Source organism: Bacteroides zoogleoformans, from assembly GCF_002998435.1.
Lineage (GTDB): Bacteria > Bacteroidota > Bacteroidia > Bacteroidales > Bacteroidaceae > Bacteroides > Bacteroides zoogleoformans.
Window position 1 is genome coordinate 3,035,553 of sequence record NZ_CP027231.1, and the last position, 19,922, is coordinate 3,055,474.

Consider the following 19,922-nt stretch of genomic DNA (forward strand, 5'->3'; position numbering starts at 1 on the left):
GGGCATCATCTTTGCTTCCTCCGGCACTACGAATGTCGGAGACCAAAGTCGCTAATTGTCAGCAGAAAAATCATAAATATCATCAAGGAGTCTCCGACAATAACAGACCGTTAGGTGTCGGATGTGTTGTCGGTGAGGAAGGATAAAGAGAGAGAGTTTATACTTAGAAAGCTAAGAAGGTGTAATAAATGCGAATAAAAGCAACAGGCTAAAGAAAAAGGTTGTTATTTCAAAGTAAGGCAAAATATGTTGATTTTGAAAATTAGAAGATTAGAAAAAGAATATGGAAGTACCGTTTAGTATATCTGCGAGGACTGCCAAGCTCATTGGCATGGAGAATTTCGCTAATGCGGAAGGTGCCATCGTGGAGCTTGTTAAAAACGCCTATGATGCTGATGCTGATGTGTGCGTTGTTGTCGCTGATATACGTGATTCGCAAAAAGACTCTAGGTTGTTTATTATAGACAACGGGGTGGGCATGACTCAGGAAACAATTCTGCGCCACTGGATGACTATTGGCACTGACGACAAATTAGTTAATGCAAAGACCAGCGGAAAGCGTAGGGTAAAGAGCGGCGCCAAGGGAATTGGGCGGTTTGCATTGAATCGACTTGGTACAAAGGCTGAAATGGTTACTTTTACGGGGGAATCAAACTCTCAGGGTTATAGATGGTCAGTAGATTGGTCGAAGTTCGACAAGGCAAGTATACTGTCTGACATAACTGCAACGGTAAGTGAATGTAGTCATGGTGAGGCTGAATCAATCTTTGAGGCATATGGCTTAACTAAATTACCTGTCGCAGAAAAGCTATGCTTTAACGAGTTTCACGGGACAGTGCTTTGTATTTCGGATCTTAGAGACAAATGGACTGAAGATGATTTGAACAGTCTGTTAGGGAATCTGGAGATGCTTGTCCCGGAACACCTGAAATCATTGTTCACACTGTATTTGTATAATCTGCGAGATTTAACATGGAGTGGTGAAATTTTCCCAGCAGAATACTCAGATTATGATTATAAGATTGATGCAGCTTTTGATGGAAAAAGACTTATCAATGTCATTATTGAGAGAAATGAACTAAATGTTTCTTTGTTAGAGACAAGGTATGCGAGTGTGTTCAGTCGAAAAACTATGCAGGTCAATCCATACCGGATGGAGGACTTTAGATCCAAGACGATAAAGAAGTCGATTGAGGTAAACGAAGCGGTGTCATCAAACCTTCTTTCAAGTGTTGGCCCTTTTACTTTCACGTTTTTTTTCATAAAGAATGCCATTTCGGATGACAGGGAAAGAGATGGTGCTAAGAAGTATCCTTATAACCAAATAGACAGTGCAGCACGAAAGAGTTGGCTTGATAAGTTTGGCGGAGTTCGTATTTTCAGGGATGAATTCAGGGTAAGGCCTTACGGTGAGAATGGTAACGATTGGCTGGACCTGGGACGCAGACAGGCACAAAGCCCTGGAGGTGCCGGACAGAAAATAGGAGGTTACAGAATACGTCCTAATCAGATATCGGGAGTGGTTAATATTTCAAGATTGACCAATACGGCTTTCGAAGATAAGTCAAGTCGAGAAGGAATTCAGGAGAATGATGAGTTTCAGCTTTTTAAAAACCTGCTGATACAAATTATAGCAGTGTTCGAAGAGGATCGTAACTACATTATGTTCAATCTGTCTGACCAGTTCAGAAAGGAGCATCCAAACACAATGAAGGCCAAAGACATTGCAAAGGAAGCGATGTCGCTTAGTAGAGAAGGACGGTCGGAAGAGGCCTTGAAATTGAGAACTCTGGCAGAGAGTTATCAGTCACTGGAAGAAGAACTTGATGCCAAGGAAGCGGAACTGTCCATGATTCGCGGTTTGGCAAGCATGGGGATTTCTGTTGCCACATATACGCATGAATTGAGGAGTGTGATGTTGCGCCTGCTCTCAAGGAATTCACTGCTTAGGACCATTCTTACGAGATATCTTCCTGTAGAACAATTTGATGGTATGAGGTTTAATAACCCATACAAAGAACTGGACACAATGAAAGGTGAAGATGAAAAGCTTTATAACTGGCTATTGTATTCGCTTCATTCCATCCAGCGAAGTAAACGGGACTGGAAAGAAATCAACCTTGCCGCTTATTTCGAGGATTTCGTCAGGGCGTGGGAGCCGAGTCTGTCTAAGAAGAACATCAAGATGATACCGAACATATCTGGAATGGAAGGTGCATGCCTTGATGCATATGAAATGGATCTTGACAGTGTGTATAACAATTTCGTGTCAAACTCCATCAACGCATTCTTGAGGTCGCCAGAGTTAAACAAGATTATCAACTTGAATGTTGTCAGTGATCATGGCTATGCCGTTATTGATTTTCTGGACAATGGTAGTGGGTTAGCATCGGAATACAAGAATAATCCCGATGTGATTTTCAATGCCTTTGAGACCTCTATTGTGGATAATAAGAACAACAAGATAGGGACAGGTATGGGACTGTTCATAGCAAAAGGAGTTGTGGAAAAATTTAATGATTCCACGATAGCTGTACTCCCTGTTGAGAAAGGATTTGGAATAAGAACTATTTTTAAATTGAAAAAGAAATGATAAAAGTAGCTTATATTGACGAGGAGGCTGGATGGCAGTCAACAGCTCATGCCGCTCTTTCGGATAAATATGATATTTACATTCCCGAAGTGCTCCCTCAAAATGTTACGGACATTTGGGGAGAGGTCTGCAACAGTCAGGTGGCCGTGATAGATTACCGTCTCAATGAAAGTGGCCTGGTGGCTTACACAGGAGATGATGTGGTTAGGGAAATCCATAAGCACAATAGACATTTCCCCGTGATTATCATCACATCTTACGAGGACAATGCCATTCAAGAGTGTACAGAAGTTCAGACAATCAGAGGGAAGGAAATGTTCAATAGTGCTGAGGAATTGAAGAAACTCTGTCACATGATAGATTCGGCAGCGGTTATTTACGAAAAAAAGAAGGCCGAGAGTGAAGACGTCATTTGTGTCTTACAGGAAAAGATAGCCACCGGAGAAAAACTTTCAGATAAAGAAGAAGCAGACAGGTATGATGCAGAAATGTATCTCTCTGAACTGGATTTGGACTCTTCGGCAAGGGGAATCCTGATTAATACAAGAACCCTGAAAGGCATTGACGAGATGTTGTCGTTGGCAAGAAACATTGTTGAAAAGCATAAAAAGTAGTTGAGTGATGGGAGACTTTCGTAAGATTACACCCACCCGTAGAGACAATGCGCCGGATGGGAAGAAATATCAGGATTATAAGCCTCTTTTGCGTGAGGATTTTCACCAGAGGTGCGGATATTGTGGAGATCATGATTATTTTAGGGAAACGTTCTATGAGATAGACCACTTTGTACCTAAAACATTGGCATCAGAAAGAGAGCATGATTATTCCAACCTTGTCTATTCTTGTCGTACGTGCAATAACTCCAAGCGGACTAAATGGCCGACAGGCGATGTGACCAAGCCAAATGATGGCAAAGAGGGATGGATTGATCCTTGCGAAGCAGACTATGCTGTACAATTTGACCGTCTTTCGGACGGCTCTATCAAGAGCAAAACAGAGTTGGGTGCCTGGATGTGGAAAGCTTTGACATTAGGTAATCCGATTCATCGACTGAAATGGTCGCTGGAGATGTTACGTAAAGAATTTGCAAGAACTGAATCACTGGATATATCGGACGTTGAAGAATTGAAGAGAATAAGAACTCTAAATGACTGTTACAGGCGTTTTGAGGAGCAACTTCGGGGCATACCTAACTTCGGCTAATTCTTAATATGCGAGTCCTTATTTATTCGGATTAAAATGCGTTGTTCTCAGTCCCATACTTTGACGTATCTTAGACATCATGTCCCGGCAGACGAATTGACAGTGAATCGTTTGTTTGTGTCGGCATACCTGGAAGTGAGGGGAGTCGCACAACCCCGTGCAGGCTTTCTTTCCCGCTTTGTCATTAAAAATAGTGATAATGAGAATTCAATTCATCAAGAAGTTTGCAGACGTGTCATTTCGGATTTTGGGAAAGATATAACGTTGGAAACAATGGTGCAATTGTTTGAGTTTGTGGTGTCGCCAGCAGACCGAATCGTAACGGGAGCCATATATACTCCCATACGAATCAGGAAGGCGATTATTGCAAATTGTTTGAACAATATGACTATTGAAGAACTGCAGAAGATTCATGCAGCAGATATTTCTTGTGGTTGTGGAGGTTTTCTGATGGATATGGCTCTATTAATCCATCAAAAGACAGGGAAGCCATACTCAGAAATCTACCGGGAAAACATTTATGGAATAGATATACAGCCATACGCGATTGAAAGGACTAAAATTCTATTGAGCCTGTTGGCTTTAATAGGGGGAGAAGATGAAGATTTCGAGTTTAACTTGATATGTAGGGACAGTCTGGATGTCAGGGAGGATGGTTGGGACGGAAGGTACAGAAATTTTGATGTAATTATAGGAAATCCGCCATACGTATGTTCTCGGAACCTGACCGATGAAACGCTTGAAAAACTGAAACGATATGAAGTATGTAGAACAGGACATCCCGATTTGTATATCCCCTTCTTTCAGATTGCTCTTGAAATGCTCTCTGATAACGGACGGATGGGCTACATTACAATGAATACTTTTCTACGTTCAGTCAATGGAAGAGCGTTGCGATTCTATCTCTCTAATCAAGGTTATTCTATATCCATTATTGATTTTAGGGGATATCAGGTTTTTGAGTCGAGAAACACCTATACTTGCCTTTTTTTCTTGAACAAAGCTGATAGAACGAGAACAATACGATATGCGGTAGATGAGAATAGTGAATTACCAGGAGCTGTGAATTACAATATTATACCACTCAATGTGCTGGACAATAATAAAGGATGGACACTGAATGATTTTGTGACAACAACAGCGATAGAGGCAACGGGCATACAGATAAAAGATTACTGCCCATCGCGTCATGGGATAGCAACGCTTAGTAATGAAACGTATATTTTCAGACCCGAAAAAGAGGATGATAGATACTATTTTCATGATGGTTTTCGTATTGAGAGAGAAATATGTCGTGATGTTGTAAATCCGAATAAGCTCAATACGGTAGATGACATTGACGCACTTGTGGAGAAGGTGATTTTTCCATATTATATTGAAGATGGCCGCGCTATTGTGTATGAGCCAGATGAAATGAAACGTCGATTTCCGAGAGCATTCGCTTATCTTAAGGCAAAAAAAAAGGTCTTGTTTGGTCGAGATAAGGGAGATATCAGCAAATATCCTCAATGGTATGCCTTTGGTAGAACGCAGTCGCTGGTGATGCCAAGGTATAAGTTGTTTTTTCCCAAGTTTGCTAACATGGCTTTGAAGTGTGTTATATGTGATGCCCCAGATTTAATGTTGTACAACGGGCTAGCGTTTGTCAGTGATGATGAACGGAAGCTCAGAATCCTGAAGTCTGTTATAGAAAGTGAGATATTCTGGAGTTATATCAAAAAAAATGGGAAACCCTACGCATCAGGTTATTATTCTTTAAGTGGTGTTGATATCAAGCATTTTGGAATACCAGAGTTTACCAGTGTAGAAGAAGATGAGTTGCTTGAAATAGATGATAAGAATGAGAAAGAGCACTGGTTAAAAGAAAAATATAGATTATCACTCACTCGTGTTTGATAAAGTTAAAAACGTTAAATATTCTCTTTGAAGAATCCTCAAGAATCCACGTCGGCACTTTTCTACCGTTTAAAGTGCAAGTCTTTGATATAAAACGACTTGCAAATAATTTTGTAATAAAAATTCTACTTCATCATCTAAAGCCAATGCCAATAATTTATTTGTAATGAATATGAAATTCGTGTCAGAAGATAAATCGTATAAACTCAAAAAGGGAAAGAATAGGTTACCCCGAATTTTCAGATTAGTTATTTTTCTCTTATAAATTTCATCCATTAATATTTCTTGTATGCGTTCTTTCGTATGAGTCCATGATAATTCAATAATGAAATAATCATTTACATCTATTTCATTATTCAGAATATAATCATCAGTCCAAGAAGTTATGACAGAGATGTCTATAATGTTGTACTTAAGGGCGATATTAAACAAAACTATATTTTGATTGATTATTTTTTTCATAGTTACTTCTTTTACCATTTGTTTCCTCCTAATTTTCTTGTCTCTTTTGTATAATTATTTTGTCTTTATTCCATGTCGAGCCTTCCTGTGTTTCCATTCTGAATAATTCCATTATCGAATAAGGTTTCATATCCTTCCCCTTTATTTCCTAACAAATTACAGCCTTCTAATAAAGTATTATTGGAAAAATAAACGGTATCTCCAAATTGACAATCGAAGAAATTCAGAAAGCCGTGGAATATATTTTCTTTCATTATGAACGGCTTTTTGTTATGTCCTCCGGCTTCGAAAGTCGCTTCTTGCAGAATAGTATTATTGGTAAATTCCAGTCCATTTATAAACCAACAATAGGAGAGTTGTACCTCTTTAATGATGCAATCACGAATAACTACTTCTGAATGAAAGAGAAAAGCCGGTAGGTCAAGCCTATCAATAATAGATTGTTTAATGGACAAGCCTGGAAAAGCCACTCTACTTTGACCCTTTTGGGCAAACAGGATTGCCCATCTTGGCCATAATATGATTGCCCCTTTAAAGTCCTGGTGATAGGGGTCAATTTTATTTTATCCTTTTGATTCTCTAGTTTTTCTTAGACCTTAACTTGCGCATACTTTCACCGTACAACTCAATGGTATGGGCCGTATGAATGATTCGGTCAAGGATGGCGTCGGCTATTGTCGGATCACCAACCATGTCATACCAGTTGGACGATGGGTACTGCGAGGTTATGATAGTGGATTTCCTTTCATGCCTGTCCTCAATAATTTCGAGCAGGATGGGACGTTCCTTGGCATCAAGAGGTACAAGAAACAGGTCGTCAAGGATGAGTAACTGGCAACGCTCAATCTTCTTGAGCTCAGTTTCAAGTGTACCTTTGACTTTGGCAACCTTCAGTGCACCAAGCAGTTTGGGTGCATTGGCATAGAAAGTACGGAATCCCCTTTTGCATGCCTCGTGGCCAAGGGCACATGCCAGATAGCTTTTCCCTGTACCTGAAGAGCCGGTAATGAAGAGGTTCTGCCCCTTATGTACAAAGTCAAGGGTGGCGAGGCGTTCCATCTGATTGCGCTCAAGGCCCCGGTTTGTGGCATAGTCAATCTGTTCGAGATAAGCCTTGTATCGGAACGCCGCATTCTTAGTAAGCCGCACTATGGCAGCCTGGGCACGGTAATCCCATTCGCGTGCAAGGAGCATGGAAAGGAAGGTGTCCGCGGTCATGGACTGTGGAGTGGTGCCGGCAAGGCTTTCCCTGAAAGCCTCCGCCATACCGTGTAATTTCATGCGGCTCATCAAATCCAGTGATATGGTGTTCTGGTCTTGTTGTCCCGTTACGGGAGCTGTCTTATTATTTATTTCCATAATTTTAGCTTTATTGTTCCTGTTTGTCTTTTCTGTAATAGTCACGTCCACGTATATTCTTGTGGGTCAGTGGTGTCGGGGATGTCATGTCAGGCTGTATCCTCCCGTCCTCATCAGGAAGGAAATCCGCGTCTTCTCCCAGTTCAAGCACCTCGCGTAAGGCCTGATACCCGTATTGTAGCTTCTGTTCTGCGCAGGCGCAGGCAGCGACCAAACGGTCACGGCCGTATTTTTTCTCCAGCGTCAGTATGCCCCGACAGGATCTGAACGCTTTTGGAGGATATTGCATGACACGCTCCACTTCCCGGAGATAATTCAATACGATATTGTCTATTTCCGAGGCACGTCGGAAGAGTTCCTCAAGATCCTTGTCATAAGGACCATAGTGCCCCGGCAGGTTGTGCTCCTTTTTCCATGAATAGGTGTAGGGTATGTCACAGCGGTCGTGGATGGCGACAAGGTTCATGCTACAGTATATTTCCACCGTATCGGCATCATAGAGAATCGTCACACGCCTTCCTGCATATTCCTTCGGGACACTGTAATGGTGCCTGAACAATGAGACGTAGGAGTTCTTGCCCACGGTCATGAGTTTTCTCTCTTTCATCACGTAGCGTTTCTTAGGAAGCGGACGGAGATAGTCTTTCTCTCCACGCAGGAACATCTCCTTACGTGACGCCTCCCGACCGGCCATCACCTTTTCGTTGAAATCAAGCAGGGAAATACGGATGGCGGTATTGAGACCGTCCAGGCTGGAGAATGTCATCCCCTCTATGTCAAGGTAAACGGAACGGTAGAGAAGTTTCACGGTATTCTCAACCAGGGCCTTGTCCTTGGGGTGGCGTACACGGGCAGGATAGACCGCACAACCGTAATGCTCGGCAAAGGCGGCGAAATCATCATTGATGACCGGCTCGTTACGGTCGCTCCGTGTGACAGCTGCTTTCAGATTGTCGGGAACGATGGCCGCCGGGACACCCTCAAAATATTGCATGGCGTTCTCACATCCCCTTATCAGGTCTTCCTTGCGTTGTGACCATACGGCCTCACAGTAGGTATAATGACTGAACGGCAGGACAGCGACAAAGACCTCGGCCTTCTTCGTCTCGCCTGTCATCTCATCGACAACTTCAAGCCTGTCACCGGCAAAATCAACATACATCTGGTCGGCGGCATAGTGCTCGACATGGCCGACGACCTTGATGTGGAACTTGTACTGGCGGACTGCCCGCTTGAAGGAAGACAGCTGAAGACCGTCAGGATATTCAGCATGATACTCCTTAAACAGTTTTCTGACACTCATCCCTTTGCGTGTCAGGCGGGATACATATCCGGGAAGCAAAGCCTCTAATTCAATCCTTTTGGAAGAAGGCTCCCGACGTCGGGATTCCGTACCGCCAAACATCTCATGCAACTGCTCCTCGGAAAGGGAGAGAAGATGATCGATGCTTTTCCCACTTGAAAGGAACAGACGGACATACTTGCGGACAGTGTTACGGGAAGTATGGAACGTGGATGCCGTTTCCTTGATACCCATCCCTGCCGCATAACATCTTAAAATGTTCTTGATTCTTTTATTCATTTGCATAGATTTTATTATTACCCCTTACACCAGGACTCGGGTTCTCAAATCTACACAAAAAAAACTCTAACGACACTTGTACTAAGTGGTTAATGTTATTTTGGCCAAAAGGGGCAATCATATTATGGCCAAGGTGGGCAATCCTGTTTGGCCAAAAGGGTCAAAGTAGAGTGGCTTTTCCACAAGCCTGAATACAACTCAAAATTCAGCGTATTAATAATTACATCAGGTTCTCTTTTAAGATAATCCAAATCTACTGCTTCTATCCGTTTACCCTCTATTCTTAGCATCCTTCTACGATTCTGAATTATTTTCTTTTAAACAGCGATGCAAAGAAAGAAAATACGCCTTTTCGCTTTTTCTTTGGCTGGGCCTGACTCCTTACAGAGCTGAACCTATTTTTCGTCTCGTCAAATCCGAAAATAACATCGGCTTCTTTTTCTATTTTAGGAATAGCAACGAATTGCAGCTCTTTGTAATTTTCGATATTCTCGATTGGAACCCAGCCTTCTTGCTCGTAATCCCAATAAGTGACGTCGTCCAGCGTTTCCTCTTCGATATCCAGATTTGCCGATACGTCATACTGCCCGTCGGTACTTTTCATCAGGATATACGCTTCGACGAGTTCGTATGTCACGTTGTCGTAATTCAATACCGGTTTTTGCCATGTTTCGTCTATTTCCTCGTTCTCTTCTTCATCCAAGGCAAATATCCAGATTGGATTTTTCTGCATGTCTTGCAGGGTCACATCTTCCATGGGTTTGGGTTTCCCATAAGTCATTTCAATGGAATAAACATTGTCATAGCTTATTCCTTTCAAACCAAATGCTTTCATCTTTTGTTGCGTTTTTAGTCCTATAATAATGAGAGAATCCTTACATCCTTTAGTTCCAAAAAGATATTCCGACCGATTGATAAAATCATCAGATTCGGTAGAAAAACTTGAGAGCTTGTATGCGGGAGTTGCTCCGATAATTTCATCGTAACTGCCGCAACATTCTCTTTTATTCAGAAATTGAGTCTTACGGTGGATGTAATCCAATTTATAAATGTCATGCGGCATAAAAAAGTAGTATCCGATAGAGTCTGTAAGTGCTATAAAAGTAATATTGGGGTACTTGTTTTCATTGCAAAATTCTTTGAACTTCTCCGTAACAATACAATATCCATCGTATGTGCACAATATATCGGCTCTTTTCTTTTCGACCTTGTAATGAACATCCGGTATTTTTTCTAATGTGTTATGACAAATCGGGCATGTGCCCGGTCTGTTTTCATTATCATACATGTATTCTATATCCGGCATAGATATAATTTTAGCTACCACGGTCTCCATTGTTTCATCATTTTATTGTTTCTGTAAAAATCTAATTTCTGCGGGTTGGATACAATAATACAAATATTCTTTTGAATGCTAACAGCATCGCGATGAATTTGTTTGAAGGAGTTGTAGAATATCTTTTACTTTTGCTTTTATTTCAGCTTCTGTAGTGTAAACTTTTGGAGCTATCTTATGATCTTCACTGAACTCTGAATATCGTCCGGCTATTATACTTAATTCATCAAACCATATTCTTTTGTTTTGATCCGTTTCATCTCTATAGATGCCCATATCATACCATTCGTAGAATTTGTTACAAAAGTTTATAGTACTGATTTTATCACAAAAGTATTGTTCTAAAAGATTAGGTATGAACATTTTCTTTGAGATTTGTATGGCTTTACTTTTCAATCTCTCTTTTAGTATCGTAACTTCATTGTAGCTGAGTTTTATTTCTGCAAATGAAACTAAGCTATTAGCTGTTTCGGCTAATTGATTGAATAGCGACAACTCCGTCTCGTTTAAGTTTCCTGAGGTATTCCAATAATCGCTATAATAAATATAAGCAACATAATATTCGTCTGAAAAATCATTTTCATTTATTTCTCCCGCAATGAGTTTATGAATAAGTTCATAAATATCATCTTTGCAATAGCTACTCTCTTCCATTTTGTTCATTCCGGTTTGTGCTTATTATCATACATAATGCCCACATGCTTGAGTCAATTCAAAACTTGATGGACAGTTTTTCTGATAAAAGTAAAAGTAAATTTTCTAAAGCCTCTTCGAAACTCATGACCCCATCAAGATATTCATCTCTACACTCGTCGACATAGTAGATTAATTCTATTTCTTTTTCTGAAAATTCTACTTCATTATCTAAAGCCAATGCCAATAATTTATTTATAATGAATATGAAGTTCGTGTCAGAAGATAAATCGTATAAACTCAAAAGTGGAAAGAATAAGTTACCCCGAATTTTCAGATTAGTTATTTCTCTCTTATAAATTTCATCCATTAAAATCTCTTGGATACGTTCTTTCGTATGAGCCCAAGATATTTCAATAATGAAATAATGGTTTACATCTATTTCATTATTCAGAATATAATCATCAGCCCAAGAAGTTATGGTGGAGATATCTATAATGTTATACTTAAGGGCGATATTAAACAAAACTATATTATTCCGAATCGAACTTTCCTGCATTTTTATTCTGAATTATTTTCTTTTAAACAGCGATGCAAAGAAAGAAAACACGCCTTTTCGCTTTTTCTTTGGCTGTGCCTGACTTCTTATAGAGCTGAACCTATTTTTCGTATCGTCAAATCCGAAAATGACGCCGGCTTCTTTTTCTATTTTAGGAATAGCAACGAATTGCAGCTCTTTGTAATTCTCGATATTCTCGATTGGAACCCAGTCTTCTTGCTCGAAATCCCAATAAGTGACGTCGTCCAGCGTTTCTTCTTCGATATCCAGATCTGCCGATACGTCATACTGCCCGTCGGTACTTTTCATCAGAATATACGCTTCGACGAGTTCGTATGTCACGTTGTCGTAATTCAATACCGGTTTTTGCCAAGTTTCGTCTATTTTCTCATTCTCTTCTTCGTCCAAGGCAAATACCCAGATTGGATTTTCCTGCATATCTTGCAGGGTCACATCTTCCATGGGTTTGGGTTTCCCATAAGTCATTTCAATGGAATAAACGTTTTTATAGTCTATTCCTTTCAAACCAAATGCTTTCATCTTTTGTTGCGTTTTTAGTCCTATAATAATGAGAGGATCCTTACATCCTTTAGTTCCAAAAAGATATTCCGACCGATTGATAAAATCATCAGATTCGGTAGAAAAGCTTGAAAGTTTGTATGCGGGAGTTGCTCCGATGATTTCGTCGTAACTGCCACAACATTCTCTTTTATTTAAAAATTGAGTTTTACGGTGGATGTAATCCAATTTATAAATGTCATGCGGCATAAAAAAGTAGTATCCGATAGAGTCTGTAAGTGCTATAAAAGTAATATTGGGGTACTTGTTTTCATTGCAAAATTCTTTGAACTTCTCTGTAACAATACAATATCCGTCGTATGTGCACAATATATCGGCTCTTTTTTTTTCGACCTTGTAATGAACATCCGGTATTTTTTCTAATGTGTTATGACAGATCGGGCATGTACCCGGTCTGTTTTCATTATCATACATGTATTCTATTTCCGGCATAAATATAATTTTAGCTACCACGGTCTCCATCGCTTCATCATTTTATTGTTTCTGTAAAAATCTAAATTTCTGCGGGTTGGATACAAAAATACATATATTCTTTTGAATGCTAACAGCATAGCAGTAAATTTGTTTGTGGTATAACCTTCAGCTGATTATCATCGAAGGTTTGCAGAAGCTAAAGTAACAGAGATTTTTTGGTTGATTGTCTTTTTCATATTTTGCTTTTAGTGATTATATAGTGTTTCTGCCCAATATAAGATTTTAATTTGAATATTTCAATTTGTTCTTGATTTATTGTTATTGCAGGAGTTAAAAACGGCTCTTCCATTAAAGAAGAAGATTCGTCCGGTATTTGGGGTAACAACTTGATATGAGTTACCCCTTTTCGGGAAAAGTCATCGAATAGAAGTTGTTTCTGTCTTTCACAGAGGGTATGCGCTTTTATCATTTTCTTGTTTTCTTCTTGTCTATAGCGAGCGTCTCCAAAAGAACATGATAAGAACATGATAAGAACATGGTAGGAACTTGGTTGGTGTGAAGGTAAGATGGCTGCTTCTTTTATGTGCTTCCAATCGTGTCAAACCGTTGAAAAGCTGAAATAAATTCAAAACAGATTCTTATCTTTGCGCATTATGGATAGAATGAATCTTTATAATGAATTTCCCTTGTTCCTGAAACGTTATTTCCCTTACAAGGTACAGAAAATATCGCTGAATGCCGGCTTCACATGCCCTAACAGAGACGGCAGCAAGGGCTATGGCGGCTGCACGTATTGCAATAACCAGACTTTCAACCCCGATTATTGTCATACGGAGAAATCCGTCACGCAGCAGTTGGAAGAAGGAAAGCTGTTCTTTGCCCACAAGTATCCGGAAATGAAATATCTGGCCTATTTTCAGGCTTATACCAATACGTATGGAGAACTGGAGAGCCTGAAACGTAAGTACGAGGAAGCCTTGTCGGTGGACGGAGTGGTAGGGTTGGTCATCGGCACACGCCCCGATTGCATGCCCGACAACCTGCTGCGCTATCTGGAAGAGATGAACCGGCATACTTTCCTCTTGGTGGAGTATGGCATAGAAAGCACCTGCAACGAAACCCTCGGGCGCATCCGTCGCGGGCATACCTTCGAGGCTGCCGCAGATGCGGTGGAGCGAACCGCCTCGTGCGGCATCCTTACCGGCGGGCACGTCATCCTCGGACTGCCGGGAGAGACGCCGGCCGACATTGTGGCGCAGGCCGGCACACTGTCGCGCCTGCCCCTCACCACGCTGAAAATGCACCAGTTGCAACTGATACGCGGCACCCGCATGGCATTGGAATATGAGCGCCACCCCGAAGATTTCCATCTGTTCGATGTGGAAGAATACATCGCCCTTGTCATCGACTATATCGAACATTTGCGTCCCGACTTGGTGCTGGAACGTTTCGTATCGCAGTCGCCCAAGGAACTGCTCATCGCTTCCGATTGGGGATTGAAAAATTATGAATTCAACCACCGGCTGCAAAAAAGAATGAAAGAACTTGGAGCATATCAAGGCAAGAAGTATGAAATGTGAGAAAAAAGAACTACTTTTGTGGCATGTTTAAACGTGGAATCAATCTAAATAAATAAAAACAATGAACCCGAAAGCTGTGATAAAAGGAAAAATCCACTACGTGGGAGTAAACGACCGCAATAAACATTTATTTGAAGGCATGTGGCCGTTGCCGTATGGCGTTTCGTACAATTCTTACCTGATAGACGATGAAACGGTGGCATTGGTCGATACGGTGGACATCTGCTATTTCGAAGTCTATCTTCGTAAGATAAAAAGCATCATCGGCGAACGCCCCATACAGTATCTCATCATCAATCACATGGAACCCGACCATTCCGGTTCCATCCGCCTGATAAAGCAACATTATCCCGACATTGTCATCGTGGGCAACAAGCAGACTTTCGGCATGATCGAGGGATTTTACGGTGTGACGGGCGAGCAGTATTTGGTGAACGATGGCGATTATCTGGCTTTGGGACACCATAAGCTCCGTTTCTATATGACGCCGATGGTGCACTGGCCCGAAACGATGATGACCTTCGACGAAACGGAAGGCGTGCTGTTTTCCGGCGACGGATTCGGTTGTTTCGGCACGGTGGACGGCGGCTTCCTCGACACCCGCATCAATACCGACCGCTGTTGGGACGAGATGGTGCGCTACTATTCCAACATTGTGGGCAAATACGGCTCTCCGGTGCAGAAAGCCTTGGCAAAACTGAGCAGCCTGCCCATCTCCACCATCTGTTCCACCCACGGGCCGGTGTGGACGGAAAACATCGGCAAAGTAGTGGGCATTTACGACAAGCTGAGCCGTTATGATGCCGACGAAGGTGTGGTCATTGCATACGGCTCCATGTACGGCAATACGGAACAGATGGCCGAAGCCATTGCTGCCGAGCTTTCCGCGCAGGGCATCCGTAACATCGTGATGCACCATGTGAGCAAGAGCGATCCGTCATACATCCTTGCCGATGTCTTCAAGTATCGGGGGCTCATCGTCGGCAGTCCTACTTATAGCAATCAGGTTTATCCGGAGATAGAATCCCTGCTCTCCAAAATTCTTGTACGCGAGGTAAAGGGGCGTTATTTAGGCTACTTCGGCTCATTCTGTTGGGCGGGTGCTGCGGTGAAGCGTATGGCCGAGTTTGCCGAGAAGAGCAAGTTCGAGCTGGTGGGCGACCCTGTGGAGATGAAGCAATCCATGAAAGACATCACTTACGAGCAATGCGAGCATCTGGCGCGCGCCATGGCCCAACGTCTTAAAAAAGACCGGAAATAAAGCCGGAAAGTTCCGATAAGCACGTGAAAAAATAAATTCAAACCGACTTCTAAATTGATTAACCTAATAAAACAATCGCAATGAGACTAATTATTCAACCGGATTATCAATCCGTGTCAAAGTGGGCGGCACATTATGTGGCTGCAAAAATCAAGGCCGCCGCCCCCACACCCGAGAAACCTTTCGTGTTGGGATGCCCCACCGGCTCTTCTCCTTTGGGCATGTACAAAGAACTGATCGACCTGAACAAAAAAGGCATCGTTTCTTTCCGCAACGTAGTCACCTTCAATATGGACGAATACGTGGGGCTGCCTAAGGAACACCCCGAAAGCTACTACTCTTTTATGTGGAACAATTTCTTCAGCCACATCGACATCCTGCTCGAAAACACCAACATCCTGAACGGCAATGCGGCCGATTTGGACGAGGAGTGTGCCCGTTATGAAGAAAAAATCAAGTCATACGGCGGCATCGACCTCTTTATGGGAGGCATCGGACCCGACGGACACATCGCTTTCAACGAGCCGGGCTCTTCCCTGTCGTCGCGCACCCGCCGGAAGACGCTGACTACCGATACCATCATCGCCAACTCGCGTTTCTTCGACAACGACGTGAACAAAGTGCCCAAGACAGCGCTTACCGTAGGTGTGGGCACAGTGCTCAGCGCCAAGGAGGTGATGATTATCGTCAACGGTCACGGCAAGGCACGTGCCCTCTATCATGCCGTAGAAGGCCCCGTTATGCAGATGTGGACCATCAGTGCCCTCCAGATGCACGAAAAGGGTATCATCGTTTGCGACGATGCGGCTACCGACGAACTGAAGGTGGGCACTTACCGCTACTTCAAGGATATCGAGGCAGACCATCTGGAACCGGAAAGTTTGTTGAAATAAGTCGGCTCTTCCTGTCGCTTTATTATATGGCGCAATTCGTTCGATGCAGAACGGGTTGCGCTTTTTTTGTTTGCGTGGAAATATCGCGAAGATTATATGGGGGGATAGTTGCTGTGAGAAAAATGCTGGTCATCAATAATTTTATATTTATTTTTTTTTAGAAGAAAAATCAATTAACTTTGGAACGAATAAACTTTAAATCAAATATGGATCAAAAGAAAATAGATGTGCAATTCTTGCTGATATACATCGCTGTGGGCATCGTTGTTGCCACAGTCACAGCTTGGGCTTTGTATCAAAACCGCACAGAATATTGGAGGGCGCAGGCATGTAATACTTTTCAGAAGGCTTTGATTCAGGAATTACAGAAGAGGGATACGATGGATGTATTCTTTTTATTATCGGGAACTTCTGAACTCAGTTCAAAGTTTGACAAGGATAAGAAAGAATCGGTGAAGCGAAAGATTATAAGCGAGTTCGGAGAGAAAGAATTTATCATTCCATATGAAAAGTATAAGAATAATATAGAAAGCACTCTTGGTACACATGGTATGTATTCTTATGTATTGGCAATGGATCCTTTGAAGGCTGATTCTCTTAATGTGCTTTGGGAGAAACTGATGGCTGGAGAAGGATTTTTCGGAAGTACAATAGTTCGCACCTCCGTATCCGATTGGCAGGAACATGAGACCTACGCTTACTCGGCCGATTCTCTCTCCGTGCAGCGGTCGGACAGCATTGTATCCTATTATTTAGGAGGCAGATCCGAAATAGGGGTAACAGGGTATATTTATTATCCTTGGTGGAAAACTTTTTCCTTGAAAGACGTCTTTTTATTGAGTCTCCTTATAATAGGTTGTTGCTTGCTGTTTTTTATACAGGAATACTTTATCAGGCTTTATCATCGCCTTTTTGTAAAACAGGTGTCTACGGTTATACTGAAAGAAATACCGGTAATTGCAGCAGATAAGGCCGAGTCGCATACCTATAAAATGGGCGAAGATTTGCATTTTGATGCAGATCTTGGAATGCTGAAGCGGACGAACAATCCGGATGAGTTTTTGAAACTGACGCCGCAGGGAGCTAAATTATTGCAAGGTTTCTTGGATGCGGAGAAATATACACTATCCGTCGATGAGATTCTCGACCTGCTGTGGAATGGGGATAAAAGTGCACAAGAGGGGAGGGTGCACACCGCCATCAAAAGATTGCGTGAGAATCTACTCTCTTTTTCCGGCTGGACAATAGTGAACATCACTTCGGCTTATCAACTGAGGCCGCCTGCCTCATCGAGGGAAAGTTCTTTATAATGCACCGGGTTTCGTCAGGTGTGTCGAACTCTTTGTCAAAGTCCTTTTAAATGTCTGTCCACAACGTGCGAATGTCTGTTTGCACATTGCGGACGTTTGTTCGTAGTGCGCGGATTTCTGTTCGCACGTTGCGAGCAGAGTTCTCTTCAAGAAGAGAACAACTGTACTCTATGCTATGTGCAAGTTTTCTCTATGTTTTTTGCAAGTTCTATGTAGATACGAAGTCCCCCAAAAAACACTCATAACATTCTCAACTATGCTTTTACATCACCTGACAATGTCTTACATTGAAGAAAAGGAAGGCTTGTCAGACTTTGTCAGGTGGAAAATTTGCTGATTCTTTTTCTTTTTCAGATTTTTGTTCTCATCATTTAATGTAAAATCTGAAATTATGAAAAAGAAATTTTTGTTCATGGGCTTGTTCTTAGCCGTAATGGGGGCAACCGCTTTCTGTTTTAATTCAAAAAGTGAAGGATTTGAAGGTTTAATGTTAGAAAACATAGAAGCTTTAGCTGCCGGTGAAGGGTCATCACTTGTTCATTGTATCGGAACAGGTTCTGTGGATTGCCCTAAGTTTCAGGTTAAAGTGTACTATGTAATAGCCTATGGCAATTAAACTTTCAGTAGGTATTTTTCTTTTGTCTTTTTTATTGGCGGCATGCACAACTGCTCCACCCGGCAAAGGAGTTCCTTATGACGCTTTCCCCGAAACGCGGAGTCTCATGGGGCGGGTGTTGCCGTTGGATACGGCTGTCTTCCGCTATCCTTTCCGCATCAGGGTGCAGGGCGACAAAGCCGTGGTATTGGATTTGCATGGCACCGATCACCTCTTTCATGTTTTCAGCTATCCGCAGGGGCATTACCTCTCTTCTTTCGGTAAGCGAGGAGAGGCTCCGCATGAAATGATTTCTGCCGAAAACGTCCGTTGGAAAGAAGATGCTTTGTGGGTGCTCGACGCCGATAAGTCGGAAATCACCCGGTTGGGTCTGTCCGGCGATTCATTGCTTCGCAGGGAAACGGTATCCTTGGATAAAAACATACTTCGGGCGTTGGATTTTGCCGTGATAGACGATACCGCATTTCTCATCCCCGACTATTCGGGTGATGCCCGCTTCTGCCAAGTAAGTCTGCAAGGCCGTCTGCTGGGGAAGTTCGGAAGCATTCCGTCCGCCGACGAGGAAGCCCTGCGCAATGCCCGTCCTGCATTGGCGCAGGCTTGGCGCAGCTTCATCGACTACAATCCGCGCAACGGGGTGTTGGCTGCCGTCACACAGCTGGGCGAGGTCGTCGAGGTTTATAATCTGAGGGATAGTACGCACGTGGTGCGCATCGGCCCACACGGTGAGCCGGAGTTCCTTGTCTCAGAAGGCTATGGTTTGCCCATGGGTATCATGGGCTTTAGCGATGTGCAGGTCACTGACAGTGCCATCTATGCCGTTTTCCATGGTCGCCCCTTCAAAGAGATTGCGGCGAGTGTGCGTAAAGGAACAAAACTTCCTGACGGCGGGCAGTATATCTATGTATTCAGCTTAGATGGCGAACCTTTGTGTAAGTATGTATTAGACCATGCCGTCTATGGCATATCGGTGGATGAAGAGAAAGGCATCATCATCGCTACGGATGTCAATCGGGATGACCCGATCATAGAGTATAGAATAAAAGATTTGTGTGAATATAAATAAAAGGAATGGGTGACAAAGCGTTGTTTGAGGAACATTCGGTTTCCCCCATTCCATTAACCCGCTAAAGAAAGGAGGTCGTGGCAAAGGTAGCAGATAAATCGTGAATACGCAATACGCATGCGTTTTCCGTTGAAAGGATAGATACGGAAAGAAATGAAAACTGATTATTAAACTCAAAAAAAATTAAACATGAGTAAGAAAATTTTTGCAATTTTGATAGTTGCCGTAGTTGCAGTATTTGCAGGCTACAATGTTTATCAGTCACAAAAAGGAGAAATGATGTCTGATTTGATGTTGGCTAATGTGGAAGCGTTGGCAAGATATGAGTTACCTGAAGTTGTAGTGGAATGTGACGTTTCTCCAGGAAGATGCTGGATGAAAGGGGATTTGTGTATGCAAGGAGAATATACTGGATATCGATGTGTTCGTACTGAACATACGTGGCTTTATTGTACCTCTCCTTGTATGTAGTATTTAAATTGTAATTTTAGCCAACTAAAAAGGAGAAATTTCTACAGTTGTGTTGAGTGAAAAATAACTTGAACTTAGTGTGATTGTGAAAAGAAACTTTTTAGTTGGT

At 42.3% G+C, this 19,922-nt stretch carries 19 protein-coding genes; 11 read left to right on the forward strand and 8 right to left on the reverse strand.

Features of this window, described 5'->3' with window-relative positions:
- The first annotated feature begins 283 nt into the window (after positions 1-283).
- From C4H11_RS12730 to C4H11_RS12745, 4 genes are all read left to right on the forward strand, one after another.
- The gene (locus C4H11_RS12730; RefSeq protein ID WP_106042544.1) at positions 284-2,593 is read left to right on the forward strand and encodes a sensor histidine kinase; all 2,310 of its coding nucleotides are present in this window, start codon (positions 284-286) and stop codon (positions 2,591-2,593) included.
- Entirely contained in the window at positions 2,590-3,207 is a 618-nt protein-coding gene (locus tag C4H11_RS12735) for a hypothetical protein (RefSeq protein ID WP_106042546.1), read from the forward strand. Before C4H11_RS12730 ends, C4H11_RS12735 begins: the two co-directional genes overlap by 4 nt.
- Positions 3,208-3,214: 7 nt before the next feature.
- A complete protein-coding gene (locus C4H11_RS12740) occupies positions 3,215-3,796 on the forward strand; it encodes an HNH endonuclease (protein ID WP_106042548.1) in 582 nt (193 codons plus the stop codon).
- Between the two features lie 102 nt (positions 3,797-3,898).
- Complete coding sequence (locus C4H11_RS12745) at positions 3,899-5,692, forward strand: HsdM family class I SAM-dependent methyltransferase (protein WP_234819834.1); 1,794 nt, start codon at positions 3,899-3,901, stop codon at positions 5,690-5,692.
- Positions 5,693-5,761: 69 nt separating this feature from the next.
- Here C4H11_RS12745 and C4H11_RS12750 read toward each other — a convergent pair whose 3' ends face one another.
- From C4H11_RS12750 to C4H11_RS12785, 8 genes are all read right to left on the reverse strand, one after another.
- Positions 5,762-6,154 carry a hypothetical protein gene (locus C4H11_RS12750; protein ID WP_125239082.1) on the reverse strand — a complete coding sequence of 131 codons (393 nt, stop codon included), beginning with the start codon at positions 6,152-6,154 and terminating at the stop codon, positions 5,762-5,764.
- 65 nt (positions 6,155-6,219) lie between these two features.
- On the reverse strand, positions 6,220-6,624 hold the full coding sequence (locus tag C4H11_RS12755) for a hypothetical protein (protein ID WP_129588316.1): 405 nt from the start codon (positions 6,622-6,624) through the stop codon (positions 6,220-6,222).
- 109 nt (positions 6,625-6,733) lie between these two features.
- On the reverse strand, positions 6,734-7,513 hold the full coding sequence (istB, locus tag C4H11_RS12760; RefSeq protein WP_106040164.1) for an IS21-like element helper ATPase IstB: 780 nt from the start codon (positions 7,511-7,513) through the stop codon (positions 6,734-6,736).
- A 10-nt stretch (positions 7,514-7,523) separates the two neighbouring features.
- Complete coding sequence (gene istA, locus C4H11_RS12765; RefSeq protein WP_106042995.1) at positions 7,524-9,095, reverse strand: IS21 family transposase; 1,572 nt, start codon at positions 9,093-9,095, stop codon at positions 7,524-7,526.
- A gap of 307 nt (positions 9,096-9,402) precedes the next feature.
- Positions 9,403-9,930 carry a hypothetical protein gene (locus tag C4H11_RS14105; protein ID WP_129588317.1) on the reverse strand — a complete coding sequence of 176 codons (528 nt, stop codon included), beginning with the start codon at positions 9,928-9,930 and terminating at the stop codon, positions 9,403-9,405.
- A 579-nt stretch (positions 9,931-10,509) separates the two neighbouring features.
- Positions 10,510-11,094 carry a hypothetical protein gene (locus C4H11_RS12775; RefSeq protein ID WP_106042558.1) on the reverse strand — a complete coding sequence of 195 codons (585 nt, stop codon included), beginning with the start codon at positions 11,092-11,094 and terminating at the stop codon, positions 10,510-10,512.
- A 49-nt stretch (positions 11,095-11,143) separates the two neighbouring features.
- Positions 11,144-11,623, reverse strand: coding sequence for a hypothetical protein (locus tag C4H11_RS12780; RefSeq protein WP_106042560.1), 480 nt, complete (start codon positions 11,621-11,623; stop codon positions 11,144-11,146).
- Between the two features lie 12 nt (positions 11,624-11,635).
- Positions 11,636-12,664 (reverse strand): hypothetical protein, encoded by a 1,029-nt coding sequence (locus tag C4H11_RS12785; RefSeq protein ID WP_106042562.1) that lies wholly within the window; start codon positions 12,662-12,664, stop codon positions 11,636-11,638.
- A gap of 605 nt (positions 12,665-13,269) precedes the next feature.
- On the opposite strand from C4H11_RS12785, the gene C4H11_RS12795 reads away from it, so the two are divergent.
- From C4H11_RS12795 to C4H11_RS12825, 7 genes are all read left to right on the forward strand, one after another.
- Entirely contained in the window at positions 13,270-14,196 is a 927-nt protein-coding gene (locus tag C4H11_RS12795; RefSeq protein WP_106042566.1) for a TIGR01212 family radical SAM protein, read from the forward strand.
- Between the two features lie 61 nt (positions 14,197-14,257).
- Complete coding sequence (locus tag C4H11_RS12800; protein WP_106042568.1) at positions 14,258-15,457, forward strand: FprA family A-type flavoprotein; 1,200 nt, start codon at positions 14,258-14,260, stop codon at positions 15,455-15,457.
- A gap of 80 nt (positions 15,458-15,537) precedes the next feature.
- Positions 15,538-16,350: a glucosamine-6-phosphate deaminase gene (gene nagB / locus C4H11_RS12805; protein WP_106042570.1), complete on the forward strand. Its 813-nt coding sequence runs from the start codon at positions 15,538-15,540 to the stop codon at positions 16,348-16,350.
- A gap of 206 nt (positions 16,351-16,556) precedes the next feature.
- Positions 16,557-17,660, forward strand: coding sequence for a helix-turn-helix domain-containing protein (locus tag C4H11_RS12810; RefSeq protein WP_106042572.1), 1,104 nt, complete (start codon positions 16,557-16,559; stop codon positions 17,658-17,660).
- A gap of 391 nt (positions 17,661-18,051) precedes the next feature.
- Positions 18,052-18,276: an NVEALA domain-containing protein gene (locus C4H11_RS12815; protein WP_106042574.1), complete on the forward strand. Its 225-nt coding sequence runs from the start codon at positions 18,052-18,054 to the stop codon at positions 18,274-18,276.
- Entirely contained in the window at positions 18,266-19,342 is a 1,077-nt protein-coding gene (locus C4H11_RS12820; protein ID WP_106042576.1) for a BF3164 family lipoprotein, read from the forward strand. The genes C4H11_RS12815 and C4H11_RS12820 overlap by 11 nt, the downstream gene beginning before the upstream one ends.
- Positions 19,343-19,531: 189 nt before the next feature.
- Positions 19,532-19,813 (forward strand): NVEALA domain-containing protein, encoded by a 282-nt coding sequence (locus C4H11_RS12825; RefSeq protein ID WP_106042579.1) that lies wholly within the window; start codon positions 19,532-19,534, stop codon positions 19,811-19,813.
- Positions 19,814-19,922 lie beyond the last annotated feature (109 nt).